General features: G+C 66.8%; 11 protein-coding genes and 1 riboswitch. Of the genes, 5 read left to right on the top strand and 6 right to left on the bottom strand.

Annotation, left to right across the window (positions count from 1 at the left end; all coding sequences use genetic code 11):
• Window positions 1–128: 128 nt before the first annotated feature.
• The gene (locus PSQ39_RS20320) at window positions 129–1,091 is read left to right on the top strand and encodes a Bug family tripartite tricarboxylate transporter substrate binding protein (RefSeq protein WP_273929282.1); all 963 of its coding nucleotides are present in this window, start codon (window positions 129–131) and stop codon (window positions 1,089–1,091) included.
• Window positions 1,092–1,103: 12 nt separating this feature from the next.
• On the opposite strand, the gene PSQ39_RS20315 is transcribed toward PSQ39_RS20320, so the two are convergent.
• Complete coding sequence (locus PSQ39_RS20315; RefSeq protein ID WP_273929280.1) at window positions 1,104–2,837, bottom strand: ArnT family glycosyltransferase; 1,734 nt, start codon at window positions 2,835–2,837, stop codon at window positions 1,104–1,106.
• Between the two features lie 174 nt (window positions 2,838–3,011).
• Here PSQ39_RS20315 and PSQ39_RS20310 point away from each other — a divergent pair, with 174 nt between their 5' ends.
• Window positions 3,012–3,344 (top strand): hypothetical protein, encoded by a 333-nt coding sequence (locus tag PSQ39_RS20310; protein ID WP_273929279.1) that lies wholly within the window; start codon window positions 3,012–3,014, stop codon window positions 3,342–3,344.
• 40 nt (window positions 3,345–3,384) lie between these two features.
• Here the strand turns inward: PSQ39_RS20310 and PSQ39_RS20305 are convergent, their stop codons facing one another.
• From PSQ39_RS20305 to PSQ39_RS20285, 5 genes are all read right to left on the bottom strand, one after another.
• A complete protein-coding gene (locus PSQ39_RS20305) occupies window positions 3,385–4,203 on the bottom strand; it encodes an HAD-IIB family hydrolase (protein ID WP_273929277.1) in 819 nt (272 codons plus the stop codon).
• Window positions 4,200–8,525 (bottom strand): acyltransferase family protein, encoded by a 4,326-nt coding sequence (locus tag PSQ39_RS20300; RefSeq protein ID WP_273929275.1) that lies wholly within the window; start codon window positions 8,523–8,525, stop codon window positions 4,200–4,202. Before PSQ39_RS20300 ends, PSQ39_RS20305 begins: the two co-directional genes overlap by 4 nt.
• A gap of 92 nt (window positions 8,526–8,617) precedes the next feature.
• Window positions 8,618–9,040, bottom strand: a complete 423-nt coding sequence (locus tag PSQ39_RS20295; protein WP_273929273.1) for a GtrA family protein — start codon at window positions 9,038–9,040, stop codon at window positions 8,618–8,620.
• Window positions 9,037–9,993, bottom strand: a complete 957-nt coding sequence (locus PSQ39_RS20290; RefSeq protein WP_273929272.1) for a glycosyltransferase family 2 protein — start codon at window positions 9,991–9,993, stop codon at window positions 9,037–9,039. Before PSQ39_RS20290 ends, PSQ39_RS20295 begins: the two co-directional genes overlap by 4 nt.
• Before the next feature lie 246 nt (window positions 9,994–10,239).
• The gene (locus PSQ39_RS20285; protein ID WP_273929270.1) at window positions 10,240–11,868 is read right to left on the bottom strand and encodes a peptide chain release factor 3; all 1,629 of its coding nucleotides are present in this window, start codon (window positions 11,866–11,868) and stop codon (window positions 10,240–10,242) included.
• Window positions 11,869–12,131: 263 nt separating this feature from the next.
• Window positions 12,132–12,209: riboswitch (S-adenosyl-L-homocysteine riboswitch) on the top strand.
• 64 nt (window positions 12,210–12,273) lie between these two features.
• Here PSQ39_RS20285 and ahcY point away from each other — a divergent pair.
• From ahcY to metF, 3 genes are all read left to right on the top strand, one after another.
• A complete protein-coding gene (ahcY, locus tag PSQ39_RS20280; protein ID WP_273929268.1) occupies window positions 12,274–13,707 on the top strand; it encodes an adenosylhomocysteinase in 1,434 nt (477 codons plus the stop codon).
• Window positions 13,708–13,863: 156 nt separating this feature from the next.
• Window positions 13,864–14,649: a TlyA family RNA methyltransferase gene (locus tag PSQ39_RS20275; protein WP_273929266.1), complete on the top strand. Its 786-nt coding sequence runs from the start codon at window positions 13,864–13,866 to the stop codon at window positions 14,647–14,649.
• On the top strand, window positions 14,646–15,521 hold the full coding sequence (metF, locus tag PSQ39_RS20270; RefSeq protein WP_273929265.1) for a methylenetetrahydrofolate reductase [NAD(P)H]: 876 nt from the start codon (window positions 14,646–14,648) through the stop codon (window positions 15,519–15,521). The genes PSQ39_RS20275 and metF overlap by 4 nt, the downstream gene beginning before the upstream one ends.

Below are 15,521 nucleotides of genomic sequence, written 5' to 3'. Positions count from 1 at the left end.
AAAAGCCCAGGCCCTTGTAGGGCTTGGCGCACAGGTGACAGGGGGGGCGTTGCCCTGGCGGTATACCCGGGGGCTTCATTGCCGCAGGCTTGGGCCTGCGCGAGCCACCGCATTCCAGGAGACCCCCCGTGCAAAGACGACAACTGATCCAACTCGCCACCGCTTCGCTGGCCGGTACCGCGCTGGGCGCCCGCGCCCAGGCCTTTCCGAGCAAGCCCATCAAGTTGGTGATTGCCTTTCCGGCGGGCGGTCCCACCGACATCACCATGCGCAGCCTGGCCGAGAACGCCTCCAAGATCCTGGGTCAGTCCGTGATCGTGGAGAACAAGCCTGGCGCCGGCGGTACCCTGCCGGCCCAAGGCCTGCAAAGCGCGCCGGCCGACGGCTACACCTTGGCGCAGATTCCGCTGGGCGTGTTCCGCATGCCTTACACCACCAAGATGACCTGGGACCCGCTCAAGGACCTCAGCTACGTGCTGAACGTCACGGGCTATGCCTTTGGCCTGGTGGTGCGTTCGGACAGCCCGATCAAGAACTGGAACGACTTTGTCGCCTACGCCCGGGCCAACCCTGGCAAGCTGACCTTCGGCTCCACCGGCACCTTGACCAGCCCCCACCTGACCATGGAGTTGGTGGCCAACAAACTGGGCATCGAGCTGACCCATGTGCCCTACAAGGGCAGCGCCGACCTGATGCAGGCTGTGGTTGGTGGCCACGTCATGGCGGCGGCCGATTCGACTGGCTTTGCCCCGCAGGTCGAAGCCGGCAAGCTGCGCGTGCTCAACACCTGGGGCGATCAGCGCCTGGCCAAGTTCCCCGATGCGCCCACGCTCAAGGAGTTGGGCCTGGACCTGGTGCAGAACTCGCCCTTTGGCATTGCGGCCCCCAAGGGCACGCCCGCCGAGGTGGTCAAGCGCCTGCACGATGCCTTCAAGAAGGCCATGGAAGAGCCGTCCTACGTGCAGGCCCTGGCCCGCTACGACATGCTGCCCAACTACATGGACAGCGCCCAGTACCTGAAGTTTGCCCAGGACACCTCGGCGCGTGAGAAGGTCTTGATCGACAAGCTGGGCTTGAACAAGCCCCAGTGAGCCGGGCTCAGTTCAGGGCGGGGGACCCAGGCTGAAGGCTTGTGCGTCCTTGTCCTGGTCGAGCAATTCAAAAAAGCGGCTGAAGGCCGGGTCGCGGCCAAAAGCCTCGGCCACGTCGCGTCGCATCAGCACGGTGTTGAAGCCCTGCTGGTGCAAGCGCTGCGCCAGTTCGGCCGCTGGCAGGCCGTAGTAATCGTGGTTGCGCCAGGGACCGAAGATCTCGCCCCGGGTGTGGGGCGGGGCGTAGTACAGGCTGCCCTCCAGGGCGAACTGGTACGCCCTCAGGCCCTCGCGCTGGCGCAGCCGGCTCAGCAGCTCATAGGCCTGCACCCGCTGGGCCAAGTAGCCCGGAGGGCCCCCCGGCTGGACAGCGATGTGCGGGCGGTAGCGTTCACCCCGGTTCCAGGCACTGGCCCCCATCAGACCCAGCGCGCTCAAGCCCAGCAGGCCCAGCACCCAGGGCCGAACCGCGCGCCTCGACCCCGCTGCCGTGCCCGGGCGGGCGGCCCCGGGCCAGCGCTGGGCCCAGCCAGCCAGGCCCTGCACCAGCACGGTGGCCGACAACAAGGCCAGCACCGGGAACACGGGCATCAGGTAGCGGTCGTAGTGCGAGGTGGCCCACCACAGCAGCGTGGCATAGACACCCAGGCCCAGGGCCCAGCGCCCGGCCTGGGCGCGCCACAGGGCGGGCCAGGCCAGCGCCGCCAGGGCTGGCCACAAGAGGGGGTGGGGCCAATTGGCGACACGCTTCAGGTCTTTGAACTGGGCTTCGTAGTCCCAGGCGTTCCAGTCATGAAAGCCGAACCAGGGCCCGCCCAGGGGGGTGACTGGGTCACCGGTGAGCAGCGCATTGCGCAGGTACCAGTAGCCGCAAGGCAGTGCAAAGGCCAGGGCGCCTTGGGCGATGCGGCTGGGGCGGCGCTCGCGCCAGGCCCAGACCGCCACAAACAGCGGCAGGTAGCCCAGGGCCTGGTACTTGCTGCCCACGGCCAGGCCCAGCATGGCGCAAGCCAGCAGCAGCCAGCCGCGGGCCTGGGTTTCCAGCCACAGCAGGGTGGCGACGCTGGCGCTCAGCACAAACAGGGTCAGCGCCAGGTCAATGTAGGCGGTGCCGAACCAGGGGGCGCTGAGTTGCAGCCAGAACACGCTGGCCAGGCAGGCGGTCCAGGGGCTGGCATACCGCAGGCCCAGTTGGTAGACCAGCCAAGTGCACAGCCAGCCGGCCAGGGCGTGGACCAGGTGCACCATCAGTTCGCCCTGCATTTGCAGGGCCGCCGCAAACAGCAGTTCGACGTTGTACGGGAACCAGGGGTAGCGCAGCCAGGTGTTGACGCTGAGCTGGCCGCTCTGCGCCCATTCGCGTGCATGGGGCAGGTGGTAGAGCAGCTCGTCGAAGGCGGTGGGCGCCGTCAAAGGGGCCAGCCAGGTCGGGTACAGGGCGGCCAACACAAGCCCCAAGCGCAAGGCGCTGGCGGCCAGGTTGGGGGGGCGTTGCCAGCGGGGCAGGCCGCCTTGGCGCCAGGCCGCCGCCAGGCTCCACGCCGCCAGCCCCAGGCCCATCAGCAGCAGGGCTGACACGGGGCCAGGGCGCAGCCAACCGCTGACCGCCAAGACCTGCAAGGCCAGCACGGCGACGCCCATGCCGGCACTGGCGCACAGCCCGGCCTGCAGCCCGGCCAGGGGTTGGGGCAGGCGCAACACCCCACGCCACAGGCCCCAGCCCCAGCCCCACAGGGCGAGGAGCAAGACGAGCAGTGAACCGTGAAGTTTCAGGACAAACAGCCATTCGGTCATGGGGTGGGTGGCGGGGTGAAGGCGGGGAGGGCGGGCAGGGGCTTGAGGTGCGCGAGGGTGGGGGCCGGTTCCGCGCTGGCATGATGGCCGCATGGAACTGTCTCCCTCCCCCTTGCGCTGGGCGCCATGATAGAGCGCCGCGTCATCGAGATCCATGCCGAAGCGCCGCCGCTGCCGGCCTTTGGCACGCCCTGCAATGGCTGCGGCCTGTGCTGCCTGGCCGAGCCCTGTCCGCTGGGCATGTGGGTGTCACGGCGCCGCACCGGGGCGTGCCGCGCTTTGCAATGGGAGGCCGAGGCCCGCCGCTACCGCTGCGGCGTGGTGGCCGAGCCGCAGCGCTTTGTGCCGTCAGGGCTGCAACGGCTGGCGCCGCTGCTGTCGCGCTTGGCTCGGCGTTGGATTTCGGCGGGCAGTGGCTGCGATGCCCATCTGGAGACCGAGGTAGACAGCCCGCCTTGACGTGGGGTGCTGGGCTCCTCAGGCCCCCGCCCGGCGTACCTCAGCCCAAAGCGCGGGCGCTCAGAATGGCCTGGGCCACTTCGGCAAAGCCGGCCCCGCGCTCGGACCGGGTGATGTAGCGCGGCAGGTGCTGCAACTGCGGCACAAAGCGCTGCACATTGGCCACGCCGACGCTGAGCTCAAAGTGCTCGAACATCAGTTGGTCGTTGGTCGAGTCCCCGACATACAGCCAGTGGCCCGGCTCCAGGTCCAGGTCGCGATCGAACAACCCGCGCACGATCCAGCGCGCGCCTTCGAGCTTGTTGTGCGCGCCGTACCAGCCATTGATGTGGATGCTGCTGACCGTGGCGTTCAGCCCCTCGGCCCGCATGATCTGCACCGCATGGGCGATGGCCTCGGGCGGCAAGTGGGTGAATTCGCTGTGGTCGATGGCGATGTCGGTTTCGCGCCCGGCCGAGTCGGTGGCGCGCCGCGCGCCGGGCACCTCGGCCTCGACCTTGGCCAGCACGCGCTGCAGGTCATGGTACTGCTGGGCCCGGGTGGATTCGTCGGCTTGGTAGCGCTTGTTGAGCTGGCCTTCGGGGCCGGTCAGCAGGGCCACGGCACCGTTTTCAGCCACGATGGCGTCGACCGGCCAAAGGCTGGCGAAGGGCTCGCTCCAGCCCACGGGTCGGCCGGTGATGGCGATCACCGACAAGCCACTGGCGCGCAGAGCGCCGAGGGCGTTCAGCGCGTCGGCGGTGATGGCCCCGTCGGTGGTCAGGGTGTCGTCGATGTCGGTGAACACCCCGCGCAGCGAGCGCAGGGCCGCCTGTGGCAGGGCCGACAGGGCTTGCAAGCTGGGGCGGGCGGTGCTCATCGGGTGCCCGTCAGCAGGTAGAACGCGGGCGCGCCATCCAGCCGGTAGTAGGTGCGCAATTGAGCGTCCTGCACGCCCAGGGCACGCAACTCGGCCTGGAAGCGCTCGGTGTCTTTGGCCTGCCAGAAGGCCAGGCTGAGCTTGGGGTAGTGCTTGGGCACCGACTGCACCATCTGCGGGTTGGTCTCCAGCCGGAAGGGCACGCGGTTGCCCGTCAGGTAGGCAAAGGGCATGAAGAAGCCCCAGTCCGGCAGCAGGTAGAGCGTGTCCTTGGGCTGGTTCAGGGCGTCCTGGGCCAGCTGGTTCAAGGCATTGGTCATGCGCCCGGTGCCACCGCTGATTTGCAAGGTGTCGAAGAAGCGTTGTTGCTGGCTCAGGTTACCGGCCAGCAAGCCCAAGCCCAGGCTCAGCACGAGCGCGCGCTGCCAGCGCTTGTGGGGCTGGCCAGTCCAGCCTTGGCAGAAGATGCGGCCCAGGTGGTAGGCCAGCAAGGCCAGCATCAGGTACAGAAAGGGGGTGAGCACCGAGTAGTGGTGGGCCCACAGCCGGGTGCCGAACAAGCAGCTGACGGCCAGGTAGCTCAAGGGCAGCAGGAGCAGGATCAGGCTGCCACGGCGGTTGCCGGCTTGCCCGGCTCGGACCCGCATGTAGAGCAGCACGAACAGCAGCAGGGGCAGGGCGCGGAACAGCCAGAGCTTGACCTGCACCCAGGGACCGGCCCCGATTTGCTGGCCGAAGATCATTTGCTCATTGCCGCCGTTGCCCAGGCCCAGATCGAGCAGGGACAGGGCGTGCTGCAGGGTCTCCTGCAGGCTCAGCTTCGATGAGAAAGGCGCCAGGCTGGTGGTCAGTTGGCGCAACAGGTCGAGCATGGCGGTCCAGCCGCCCACGGCGATGGCCATCGACAGGTAGCCCAGCACATAGGGCAGCAGGCCCAGGGCGGCGCCGAATCCCCAGGTGAACAGGGCGGACCAGCGCCGGCCCGGGCGGGCTGCCAGCCAGACCCCCAGCACCACCGCGGGCATGAAGAAGCCCAGCACAAAGTAGCCGTACACCGCCAGACCGGAGGCCACGCCCGACAGCAGCCAGGTGCGCCGGCTCAGCGGCACGCGCTCGGGGTTGCTCAGCGGCCAGATGGCGAACATGAACCAGGCCAGTCCGCCCAGGATGATGTAGTTTTGGGTGCGGAACGAGGCCAGGAAGGCCACGTCGGCCGCCAGCGCCACGGCCGCCAGGCCCGCCAGCACGCGGCTGCGGGTGGCGCGCTCGGTGACGGCAAACAAGCCCACCACGATGGCCGCGCCAAACAGGGCCTGGGCCACACGCAGCGCGATGACCGTGGTGCCCATCAGCCAGAACACCGGCACGCCGACATAGGCGTTTTGCAGCCCGTGGTAGAGCCCGCCCAGGAAGGGGATGCCCCAGAAGGGCAGCACCCAGGCGGGGTTGTTCAGCTCAGGGTTCAGCACACGCACGGCCAGGTAGTCTGGGTTCACGCCGTCCATGTAAATGCCCGGCAAGTCCACCTGGCGCAGCACACCGACCCAGAACACGACCAAGGCCAGGGCCAGCCAGGGCGAGCGCAGCGGGTGGGCCGTGGCTTCACCCGTGGCGCCGGGCTTGAAGCGCCCCGCCAGCCAGGCCGAAGCGCCGCTGGAGGCCGCGGCAGGCGCCGGCGCCGGTGCCGTGTCGACACGGCCTGGGCTGCGGGCCGGGGCATCCGCCACCGGCTGGCCCGCCTGGCACCAACGCTGGACCCAGGCCCATTGGGGAATGCGCTTGAGCAGAGGCTGTTCGATCAGGTGCCAACTCAGAATGGCCAGGACCAGGGTGCACAGCAGCACCGCAGCCAGCAGCGGGTAGCCCTGCAGTTGCCCCGCCTGCAGCCAGACCTTGAGCACGGGCATGTGCCACAGGTAAATGCCGTAGCTGACCTGCCCCAGGTAATTCAGCGGCTTGAGCAAGGTGTTGGCCGGCTTGGGCAGGGACAGGGCCGCCAGCAAGAGGCAGCCAAAAGCGGCGACCAGGCCAGTCTTCCAGAACACCACCATGCCGATGTGGTGCCAGTAGTCGGCGTGGCTGGCCATGACCTGGGCGCAGGCATGGAACGCGAGCGCGAAAAGCGCCAGCCACATCAGGGTGTTGCGCCAGCCGGGGGCGGTCAGCCTCTTCAGCAGCGGCCATTGGCGGTACAAGCCCAAAGCGAGGCAGATGCCAATGCCGAACTCATCCAAGGTGCCCGGCAATTCCCCGGTGTAGATGACCTTCAGTTGATCGGCGTTCTGCGCCTGCGCCAGGACCAGCGCCACCAAGCCCTTGAAGGCCCAGGCCGTGCCGAGCAGGACCACCAGCAGTTGCCAGACCCGCAGCCGGTACGCATAGCGCAGCGTCAGCAGCACCAGGACATAGAACTGCATCTCCAGGGCGATCGACCAGGTCGGGCCATTGATGGAGCCGTGGCTGTTGGGCAGCAAGTTGTGCAGGAAGGTCAGGTGGCTGAACACCTGCCAGGCCGTCATGGCCGCCCCTTGTTGCAGGGCCGAGGCATCGACCCCGACCAACCAGACCACGCTGGTCAGCAGGTAGAGCGGAACAATGCGTGCCAGGCGCCGAACGATGAAGTGGCGCCGCGCCGAAGGCTTGCTGAGGGTTTGCTGGGACAGGCCCGAGCGGGTGATCACAAAGCCACTGATCAGCAGGAACAGGTCCACCCCGATCCAGCCCATGGCGACCACGGGCAGGTACTGGAAGAGCTCGAGCGTGGGGCCGGGGCTCAGTGCATAGAAGTGGTAGAAAAACACCAGCCCGGCCGCGAGGGCGCGCAGGCTGTCGATGGCCGCAAAGTGTTCTGCGGCAGGGGCCTGGGGGTGGTCTGGCCCTGCCTGGGCTGGCGGGGGGGGCGGTGGTGCCGCCGGCGCCCTTGGTGCCACGGGGGCGGGCACGGGGGAAGGCACGGGGGGCGTGGCAGGAACGGCCTGAGCCAAGCGCGCAGTTTGGGCCTCACGCAGCATGGGCCAGGCCACCAGCGGGAACACAAACAGGGGCAGCCAGTAGCGGTATTCGCCAGCGATGGAAAACAAGAAAATGGCCGCGATCTGCAGCGCATAGGGGCCCGCCACCATCAGCCACAGGACGCGTCGCTCCCGCCAGCCCTGGAGGCACATCCAGCCCACCAGCAAGATGCCCACCAGAGGGGACCAGAGCAGCGCGCGCCAGTCCAGGCTGTGCTGGTACAGGCGGTCAAAGAAGGCGCTCAGGCCGTCGAGCCCAAAGGGCCGGTATTCGGATTGGCTCTTGATGCGTTTGAGCACGCTCTCGCTGTAGAGCGGCGAACCCATGCCCCCTTGCGCCAGGGCGGACACCAGAAAGAGATTGACCCGGCTGCTCATGAACGCGGGCAGGTTGTGCCACAGGTTGTAGCGGAAGAACTCGTTGACCAGCGTGGCGCGGTCTTCGGTGCTGACGCGGAACAGGTCGGGGCCGCCAGCACGGTAGACCAGGGGGTCCCAGTAGTCGCGGTCATAAAAAGCCAGCAGTTGCTCGCGCGGCGCGTAGCGGTCCAGCACCTTCAAGGTCTCGGCCGACACCCGCGACTCCAGCGGGCTCAGGCCCATCGGGCGCGGCTGCATGAAGTTGATCGTTTCATACAGGGCCAGGGGGAACATCACCCCGTGGGAGCGGCCCTTGTGCATCCACTCCGTGACCCCACCCAGCGCCACGCAGGCCAGGCCCAGGGCCACCAGGGCCTGGCGGGAGCGGCCGCGCAAACACCAGACTGCCACGACCAGGCTGAGCAAAAAGACAATCCCGTTGCTGCGTGCCAGCACGGCAAAAGGCAGGGTCAGGGCCACCATGGCCAGGCCCGAACGGCTGAGCCTGCCGGCGCGGCAGGCGCACCACAGCTCAAACAGCAGGCCGGCCGCGGCGACAGAGAAAGGCCCGTCGGTGTACAGCAGCCCAGCGTGAAACACCATGTGGGGCGCCAGGCAGACCAGCACCAGCAGGCCCCAGAACACCCAGCGCTGGCCCTGTTGCCGGCACCAGGCCAGCACGCGTGCAAAGACCAGCGCCGTCAGCAGCAACTGGAAGGCGATGGGCGCCTCCACCCGGCCCGTGCTCGCATACAGGGTGTTGACGAAGTAAAACCAAAACGCCGGTTTGCCGGCCTGGAACTCGCCTGCGGTTTGAACTTCCAGCAAGATCGCCAGGCTGTCTTCGCCCAGGGCGCCAGGCCACATGGCCAGCAGCCAGGCGCCGTAGACCACCAGCAGGCCGATCAGGATGCGCCAGTAAGCTGAAGGGGTGGAGGGGGATGGGGGCATGCAGGAACCCTCTTTGGGCAGAAGTATGGGAGCTGAAGGGGGCGGTCACGCCCCCGGCAAGCGCTGCGCGGTGCCCGCGGGCACCGCGGGGGTCAGGGCGCCACCTCGGAGCGCTGCTGGGCCTTGAACACCAGGTAGCGCGCACTCACGAAGTTGAAGCCCAGGCCACCCACGCTGCCCAGGGCCACGCCCAGCAGGGCGGCGCCGTCAAAGTGCAGCCAGTGCAGGGTGGCGACATAGACCGCGTAGTTCACCAAGCCCCCCACGGTCATGGACAGCAGGTACTTGGTGTACTGACGCCACAAGGGCTCGGCACTGGCGTCCGCCGCCTGGGCAAACGCAAAGCGCCGGTTCAGGTACCAAGTCGCCGTGGCGGCGCTGAGGAAGGACACCACCCGCGCCACGTACCAGCCAAGCCAGGGGGCCAGCGCATAGAGCACGGCCGTGTCCACCACCAGGCCGATGACACCGGCCACGCAGAAGAACAGGAACTGTCGGGAGACCTGCCGGCTCATGATCGGATCAGGGGAATGCCCAGGTAGGTCAGTTGTTTGACTTCACGCCGGCCAATGGTCACGGTGTGCAAAATCGCACCGCACACCAGGGACAAGGCCGCGCACATCATGATGCCGGTGGCCATCACGGCGGTGGGCAGGCGTGGCACCAGGCCGGTTTGCAGGTAGGTCCAGGCCAGCGGGGCGGTGATGCCGAGCGAAACCAAAGCCAAAAAGGCGGCCAGCAGGCCGAAGAAGGCCAGCGGGCGCTCGCTGATGAAGAGCTTCAGGATGGTCTTGAGGATGCGCCAGCCATCGCGCAGGGTCGACAGCTTGCTGGTCGAGCCCTCGGGGCGGGCGCGGTAAACGATGTCGACCTCGGCATAGGGCATGCGCAGTTCGAGCGCGTGCACGGTGAGTTCGGTTTCTGTTTCAAAGCCTTGCGACATGGCCGGGAAGGACTTGGCGTAGCGGCGCGAGAACACGCGGTAGCCCGACAGCATGTCGGTGAAGCCGCCACCAAAAATCCAGCTGACCGAGCCGGTCAGCATCAGGTTGCCCAGGCGGTGGCCCGGGCGGTAGGTTTGGGGGTCTTTGCCGTCGTCCTTGCGGCAGCCCACGACCATGTCCAGGCGGCGCTCTTGCAGCAGGCGGATGTGCTCGCGCAAGTGGGTGACGTCGTAGGTGGCGTCGCCGTCGACCATCACGTAAATGTCAGCGTCCACATCGGCAAACATCCGGCGCACCACATTGCCCTTGCCACGCAAGGCCACGGGGATGACCGTGGCGCCCAGTTGGCGGGCGATCTCGCCGGTGTTGTCGCTGGAATTGTTGTCAAAGACGTAGACCTCGGCCTCTGGCAAGCACGCCTTGAACTCGGCCAGCACCTGAGGGATGGCCAATGCTTCGTTGTAGCAGGGCAGAACGACCGCAACGCGGCAAGTCAGGGGGGTGGCAGTCGGGTTGAACGTCATGGCAGCGGTAGATTGAAGTGGCTGTTGAGGCGAAGTCGGCAAGTTTCATGCCGCGCCAACTTTTGGGGAGTGGCCACGCGCCGCGGCCCGTCAGGGCTGAAGACGGCCGCCGAATGTTCCTCCCACGGCAAGGCGCGGAAACCGTCGGGTGCTGCTTTTGCAGGACTCCGACCGTTTTAGTGTGTTTTTTTGCACAATCCCATATGGTGCCACAAGCGTCAGCCGAGACCTTGTGGCCCAGACGGCTCAGCCCGCTGTCTGCAGCGCCAGGCCCGCGTGCTCGCGCAGCGGGTGGAAGTGGATCTTCGGGAAGCGTTCCTGGGCCAGGCGCACGTCGTACGGCGAGGTGCACAGGTAGGCCAGGGTGTCGGCCGCGTCGTGCGCCAGGCGCAGCGGGTAGGCGTCGGTGAAGGCTTTCAGCTCGGCCGGGGTGTCGGCGGTGATCCAGCGTGCGCCGGTGTACTGGCTGCTTTCCAGGCGCACATCGGCGTCGTACTCGGCCTTCAGGCGGTGCTGAACCACTTCAAACTGCAGCTGGCCCACGGCCCCCAGCAGCATGGCGCCGCCCATGTCGGGCTTGAAGACCTGGATCGCACCTTCCTCGCCCAGCTGGGCCAGGCCTTGCTGCAACTGTTTGGTGCGCAGCGGGTTCTTCAGGATCACGGTCATGAAGAGTTCGGGCGCAAAGAAGGGCAGGCCGGTGAACTGCAGGCTGGCGCCATCGGTGATGGTGTCACCCAGTTGCACGCCGCCGTGGGTGGTGAAACCAATGATGTCGCCGGCATAGGCCTCGTCCACCGCTTCGCGGCGCTGCGACAGGAAGGTCACCACCGAGGTGGGGCGCAGCTCTTTGCCAGTGCGTTGCACGCGCAGCTTCATGCCCGGTGTGTACTTGCCCGAGGCCATGCGCACGAAGGCGATGCGGTCGCGGTGCGAGGGGTCCATGTTGGCCTGCACCTTGAACACCACGCCCGAGAAGGCGCCGTCTTCGGGCTGGATTTCCTTTTCGACGGGCTGGCGGTTGACCAGCACGGTGCTCTTGCGCGACTGCGGCGGCGGGGCCAGGTCGACCAGCGCATCCAGCACTTCCATGACCCCGAAGTTGTTCACCCCCGAGCCAAAGAACACCGGGGTTTGCTTGCCGGCCAGGAAGGCCTCGTGGTCGTAGGCGGGCGAGGCGCCGGTGGCCAGCTCCATGGCTTCGAGGGCGGATTCGTACTCGGCGCCAAAGCGCTTGACCAGGGTGTCGTGCTCGCTCAGTGGGATGGTTTCAAAGTCCTGGGGCAGGCGCTCGCTGCCGGACTCGAACACCGTCATGGCCTGGGTGCGCAGGTTGATGATGCCGCCAAAGCTCTTGCCCTGGCCGACGGGCCAGGTCATGGGCACGCAGGGCATGCCGAGTTCGCGCTCCACTTCGTCGAGGATGTCCAGCGGTTCGCGCACTTCCCGGTCCATCTTGTTGACGAAGGTGAGGATGGGCGTGTCGCGCTGGCGGCACACCTCGATCAGGCGGCGGGTCTGGGCTTCCACCCCGTTGGCGGCGTCGATCACCATCAAGGCCGAGTCCACCGCGGTCAGCACGCGGTAGGTGTCTTCCGAGAAGTCCTTGTGGCCCGGGGTGTCGAGCAGGTTGATGACGTGCTCGCGGTACAGCATCTGCATCACCGACGAGGCCACCGAAATGCCACGCTGCTTTTCGATTTCCATCCAGTCCGAGGTGGCGTGGCGGCTGGCTTTGCGGGCCTTCACCGAGCCGGCGATCTGGATCGCGCCCGAGAACAGCAGCAGCTTTTCGGTCAGCGTGGTTTTACCCGCGTCCGGGTGGGAAATGATCGCAAAAGTGCGGCGGCGGCGGGTTTCGTTGGCGTAGGACACGGGCAGGCTTTGGTGGTGGCGCCGGGGACGGCGCGCGACATTCGGGGGCAGTTGGGTGGCGCGCAGGGCGCGCGACAGTCCCGGGTGGGAGGCCCCAAGCGGGCCAGGGGCGGCTTGGGCGCTGGGCGGGATTTTAAAGCCAGGCGGCAGCGGGCCCGAGCGGGGTGCTTTTTTCAGCCTGCGCCGGGGGCGCTGGCTTGCGCTAACCTGAGCCCGCGCCCGGGGCTTTGTGTGGGCTGGCCAACAGATGGCATAAAATAGAGCGATCCGAGGAGCGTTGCAGCACCCCCATCAGGCGGGGTGTGAGGCTCGGACAGACCCCGCAACGACGCTCATCCACTTTCCGTGCGATGAGCTTTTTCGCCCCGGCAAGTGGTTTTTTCAAAATCCGTTTTGGAGCAAACCATGAATGCACGCATCAACACCCCCGTGAACACCGACTGTGTCATCACCGACATCGGTCTGGCCGCCTGGGGCCGCAAAGAAATCCGCATCGCCGAGACCGAAATGCCCGGTCTGATGGCCATCCGCGACGAGTTCGCCCCGACGCAGCCGCTCAAGGGCGCCCGCATCACCGGCTCGCTGCACATGACGATCCAGACCGCCGTGCTGATCGAAACCCTGCAAGCCCTGGGCGCCCAAGTGCGCTGGGCCTCTTGCAATATCTTTTCGACCCAAGACCACGCTGCCGCCGCCATCGCTGCGGCCGGCACCCCGGTGTTCGCGGTCAAGGGCGAGTCGCTGGAAGACTACTGGGACTACACCCACCGCATCTTTGACTTCGGCGCCGCCGGCACCGAAGGCGAAGGCCCGAACATGATCCTGGACGACGGCGGCGACGCGACCTTGCTGATGCACCTGGGCAAGCAAGCCGAAACCGATGCCTCCGTGCTGGCCAACCCGGGCAGCGACGAAGAGCGCATCCTGTTTGCCGCCATCAAGGCCAAGCTTGCCGTGGACGCCACCTGGTACACCCGCAAGAGCGCCCACATCATCGGCGTGACCGAAGAAACCACCACGGGCGTGCACCGCCTGAAGGAAATGTCGGCCAAGGGCTCGCTGATGTTCCGTGCCATCAACGTGAACGACTCGGTCACCAAGAGCAAGTTCGACAACCTGTACGGCTGCCGCGAATCGCTGGTGGACGGCATCAAGCGCGCCACCGACGTGATGATCGCCGGCAAGGTGGCTTGCGTGGCCGGTTACGGCGACGTGGGCAAGGGCTCGGCCCAGGCGCTGCGTGCCCTGTCGGCCCAAGTGTGGGTGACTGAAATCGACCCGATCAACGCCCTGCAAGCCGCCATGGAAGGCTACAAGGTCGTGACCATGGAGTACGCCGCCGACAAGGCCGACATCTTCGTGACCACCACCGGCAACAAGGACGTGATCCGCCACGAGCACATGCTGGCCATGAAGGACCAGGCCATCGTCTGCAACATCGGTCACTTCGACAACGAAATCCAGGTCGCCACGCTGGAACAGTACCAGTGGGAAGAAATCAAGCCCCAGGTCGACCACGTGATCTTCCCGGACGGCAAGCGCATCATCCTGCTGGCCAAGGGCCGCCTGGTGAACCTGGGCTGCGGCACCGGCCACCCCAGCTTCGTGATGTCGTCGAGCTTTGCCAACCAGACCATCGCGCAGATCGAGTTGTTCACCCGCAGCGACGCCTACGAAAGCGGCCAGGTCTACGTGCTGCCCAAGCACCTGGACGAAAAGGTCGCGCGCCTGCACCTGATGAAGGTCGGCGCCATGCTGACCGAGCTGACCGACGAGCAGGCCGCCTACATTGGCGTGTCCAAGCAAGGCCCGTACAAGCCGGATACCTACCGCTATTGAGCGGCACCAGCACCTCTTGGGGTGCTCCTGCGGTCGTTCGGTGGGCTGGCCCCACCGCGACCGACGCGCTCCCACCAGGGGGCGCATTGTCTCTGTCGGGCCGGGCGCACACCACGCGACCCCGGCCCGTTTTCCCCGTTTTTTCCAAAGGGTTCCATGCGAGCTGATCAGTTGTTGGTGGAGCGCGGCTTGGCCGTCTCCCGCTCTCAGGCCTCGCGCCTGATCGCAGCGGGGGTGCAATGGCGTCCCAGCGAGACTTCACCCTGGGTGGCGGTGGCCAAAAATGGCCAGGAGCTGCCTGACAGCGCGCAGATCGAATTGGTGGACACGGCCGAGGCACGCTATGTGTCGCGTGGCGGGCTGAAGCTGGAAGGTGCGCTGCGCCACACCGGCTTGTCCGTGGCCGAGCGCCTGTGCCTGGACGTGGGCCAATCCACGGGCGGCTTCACCGACTGCCTGCTGCAGGCCGGCGCGGCCCATGTGGTGGGTGTGGACGTGGGCCAGGGCCAGCTCTATGAGCGCCTGCGCTTTGACGAGCGCGTGACCTGCATTGAGCAGCTCAATGCGCGCAACATGACCACGTTGGAGCTGATGGCCGAATGCGAGGGGCTGGAAAGCCCGCGCGGGCCTTTTGATGGCCAGTTCGACCTCATCACGGGCGACTTGTCTTTCATCTCGTTGACCCTGGTGTTGCCCGCGCTGATGCCCATGCTGGGCTTGGGCGGCGACTTGCTGATGCTGGTCAAGCCGCAGTTCGAGCTGCAGCCTGGCCAAGTGGGCAAGGGCGTGGTGCGCGACCCGGCTCTGTACGCGGTGGTGGAAGCGCGTTTGCGCGCGGCCTGCGCCGAACTCGGTTTGCAAGTCCAGGACTGGTTTGACAGCCCCATCAGCGGTGGCGATGGCAACCGTGAATTTTTCATCCATGCAAGGAGAGCGGCATGAGTCTGAGCTCATCCAGTTCCAGCACCGGCGCGGCTTCGACCCGTCTGCCGGTCAGCTTTGAGTTTTTCCCGCCCAAGACGCCTGAAGGCGCGGCCAAGCTGCGTACCGTGCGCCAGGCGCTGTACCAGCGCTCGCCCGAGTTCTGCTCGGTGACCTACGGTGCGGGCGGTTCGACCCAAGAGGGCACCTTCAGCACCGTGCGCGAGATCCTGGCCGAGGGCTTCAGTGCCGCCTCGCACTTCTCCTGCATCGGCGCGACCCGCGACTCGGTGCGCGAGCAGTTGGCCACCCTCAAGGCCATGGGCGTGAAGCGCCTGGTGGCTTTGCGCGGTGACCTGCCCAGCGGCTATGGCGCGGGCGGCGAGTTCCAGTACGCCAGCGATCTGGTGGCCTTCATCCGCGCGGAAACGGGCCGCGACTTCCACATCGAAGTGGCTGCCTACCCCGAGGTGCATCCGCAGGCCCGTTCGCCCGAAGCCGACCTGCAGGCCTATGCCGCCAAGGTGCGCGCCGGTGCAGACGCGGCCATCACGCAGTACTTCTACAACAGCGACGCCTACTTCCGCTTTGTCGACGACGCCTACCGACTGGGCCTGGACGTGCCGGTGGTGCCAGGCATCATGCCCATCACCAGCTCGACCCAGCTGATGCGCTTTTCGGACGCCTGCGGCGCCGAGATCCCGCGCTGGATTCGACTGCGGCTGCAGTCCTATGGCGACGACATCGAGTCGATCAAGGCCTTTGGTCTGGACGTGGTCACCGACCTGTGCGACCAACTGCGCAACGCAGGCGTGCCGGGTCTGCACTTCTACACCATGAACCAGAGCGTGGCCACGCTGGCGCTGCTGGACCGCCTGGCCTTGTCCGCCTGA

The organism is Curvibacter microcysteis, from assembly GCF_028649455.1.
In the GTDB taxonomy this organism is placed as follows: Bacteria; Pseudomonadota; Gammaproteobacteria; order Burkholderiales; family Burkholderiaceae_C; genus Curvibacter; species Curvibacter microcysteis.
The sequence above is the reverse complement of the archived record's forward strand: the minus strand, read 5'-3'. Positions and strand labels throughout refer to the sequence as shown.

Coding starts and splice junctions, on each gene's coding strand:
- PSQ39_RS20310 (WP_273929279.1), top strand. CDS start 3,012: ATGATAGAGCGCCGCGTCATCGAGATCCATGCCGAAGCGCCGCCGCTG.
- PSQ39_RS20305 (WP_273929277.1), bottom strand. CDS start 4,203: ATGAGCACCGCCCGCCCCAGCTTGCAAGCCCTGTCGGCCCTGCCACAG.
- PSQ39_RS20300 (WP_273929275.1), bottom strand. CDS start 8,525: ATGCCCCCATCCCCCTCCACCCCTTCAGCTTACTGGCGCATCCTGATC.
- PSQ39_RS20295 (WP_273929273.1), bottom strand. CDS start 9,040: ATGAGCCGGCAGGTCTCCCGACAGTTCCTGTTCTTCTGCGTGGCCGGT.
- PSQ39_RS20290 (WP_273929272.1), bottom strand. CDS start 9,993: ATGACGTTCAACCCGACTGCCACCCCCCTGACTTGCCGCGTTGCGGTC.
- ahcY (WP_273929268.1), top strand. CDS start 12,274: ATGAATGCACGCATCAACACCCCCGTGAACACCGACTGTGTCATCACC.
- PSQ39_RS20275 (WP_273929266.1), top strand. CDS start 13,864: ATGCGAGCTGATCAGTTGTTGGTGGAGCGCGGCTTGGCCGTCTCCCGC.
- metF (WP_273929265.1), top strand. CDS start 14,646: ATGAGTCTGAGCTCATCCAGTTCCAGCACCGGCGCGGCTTCGACCCGT.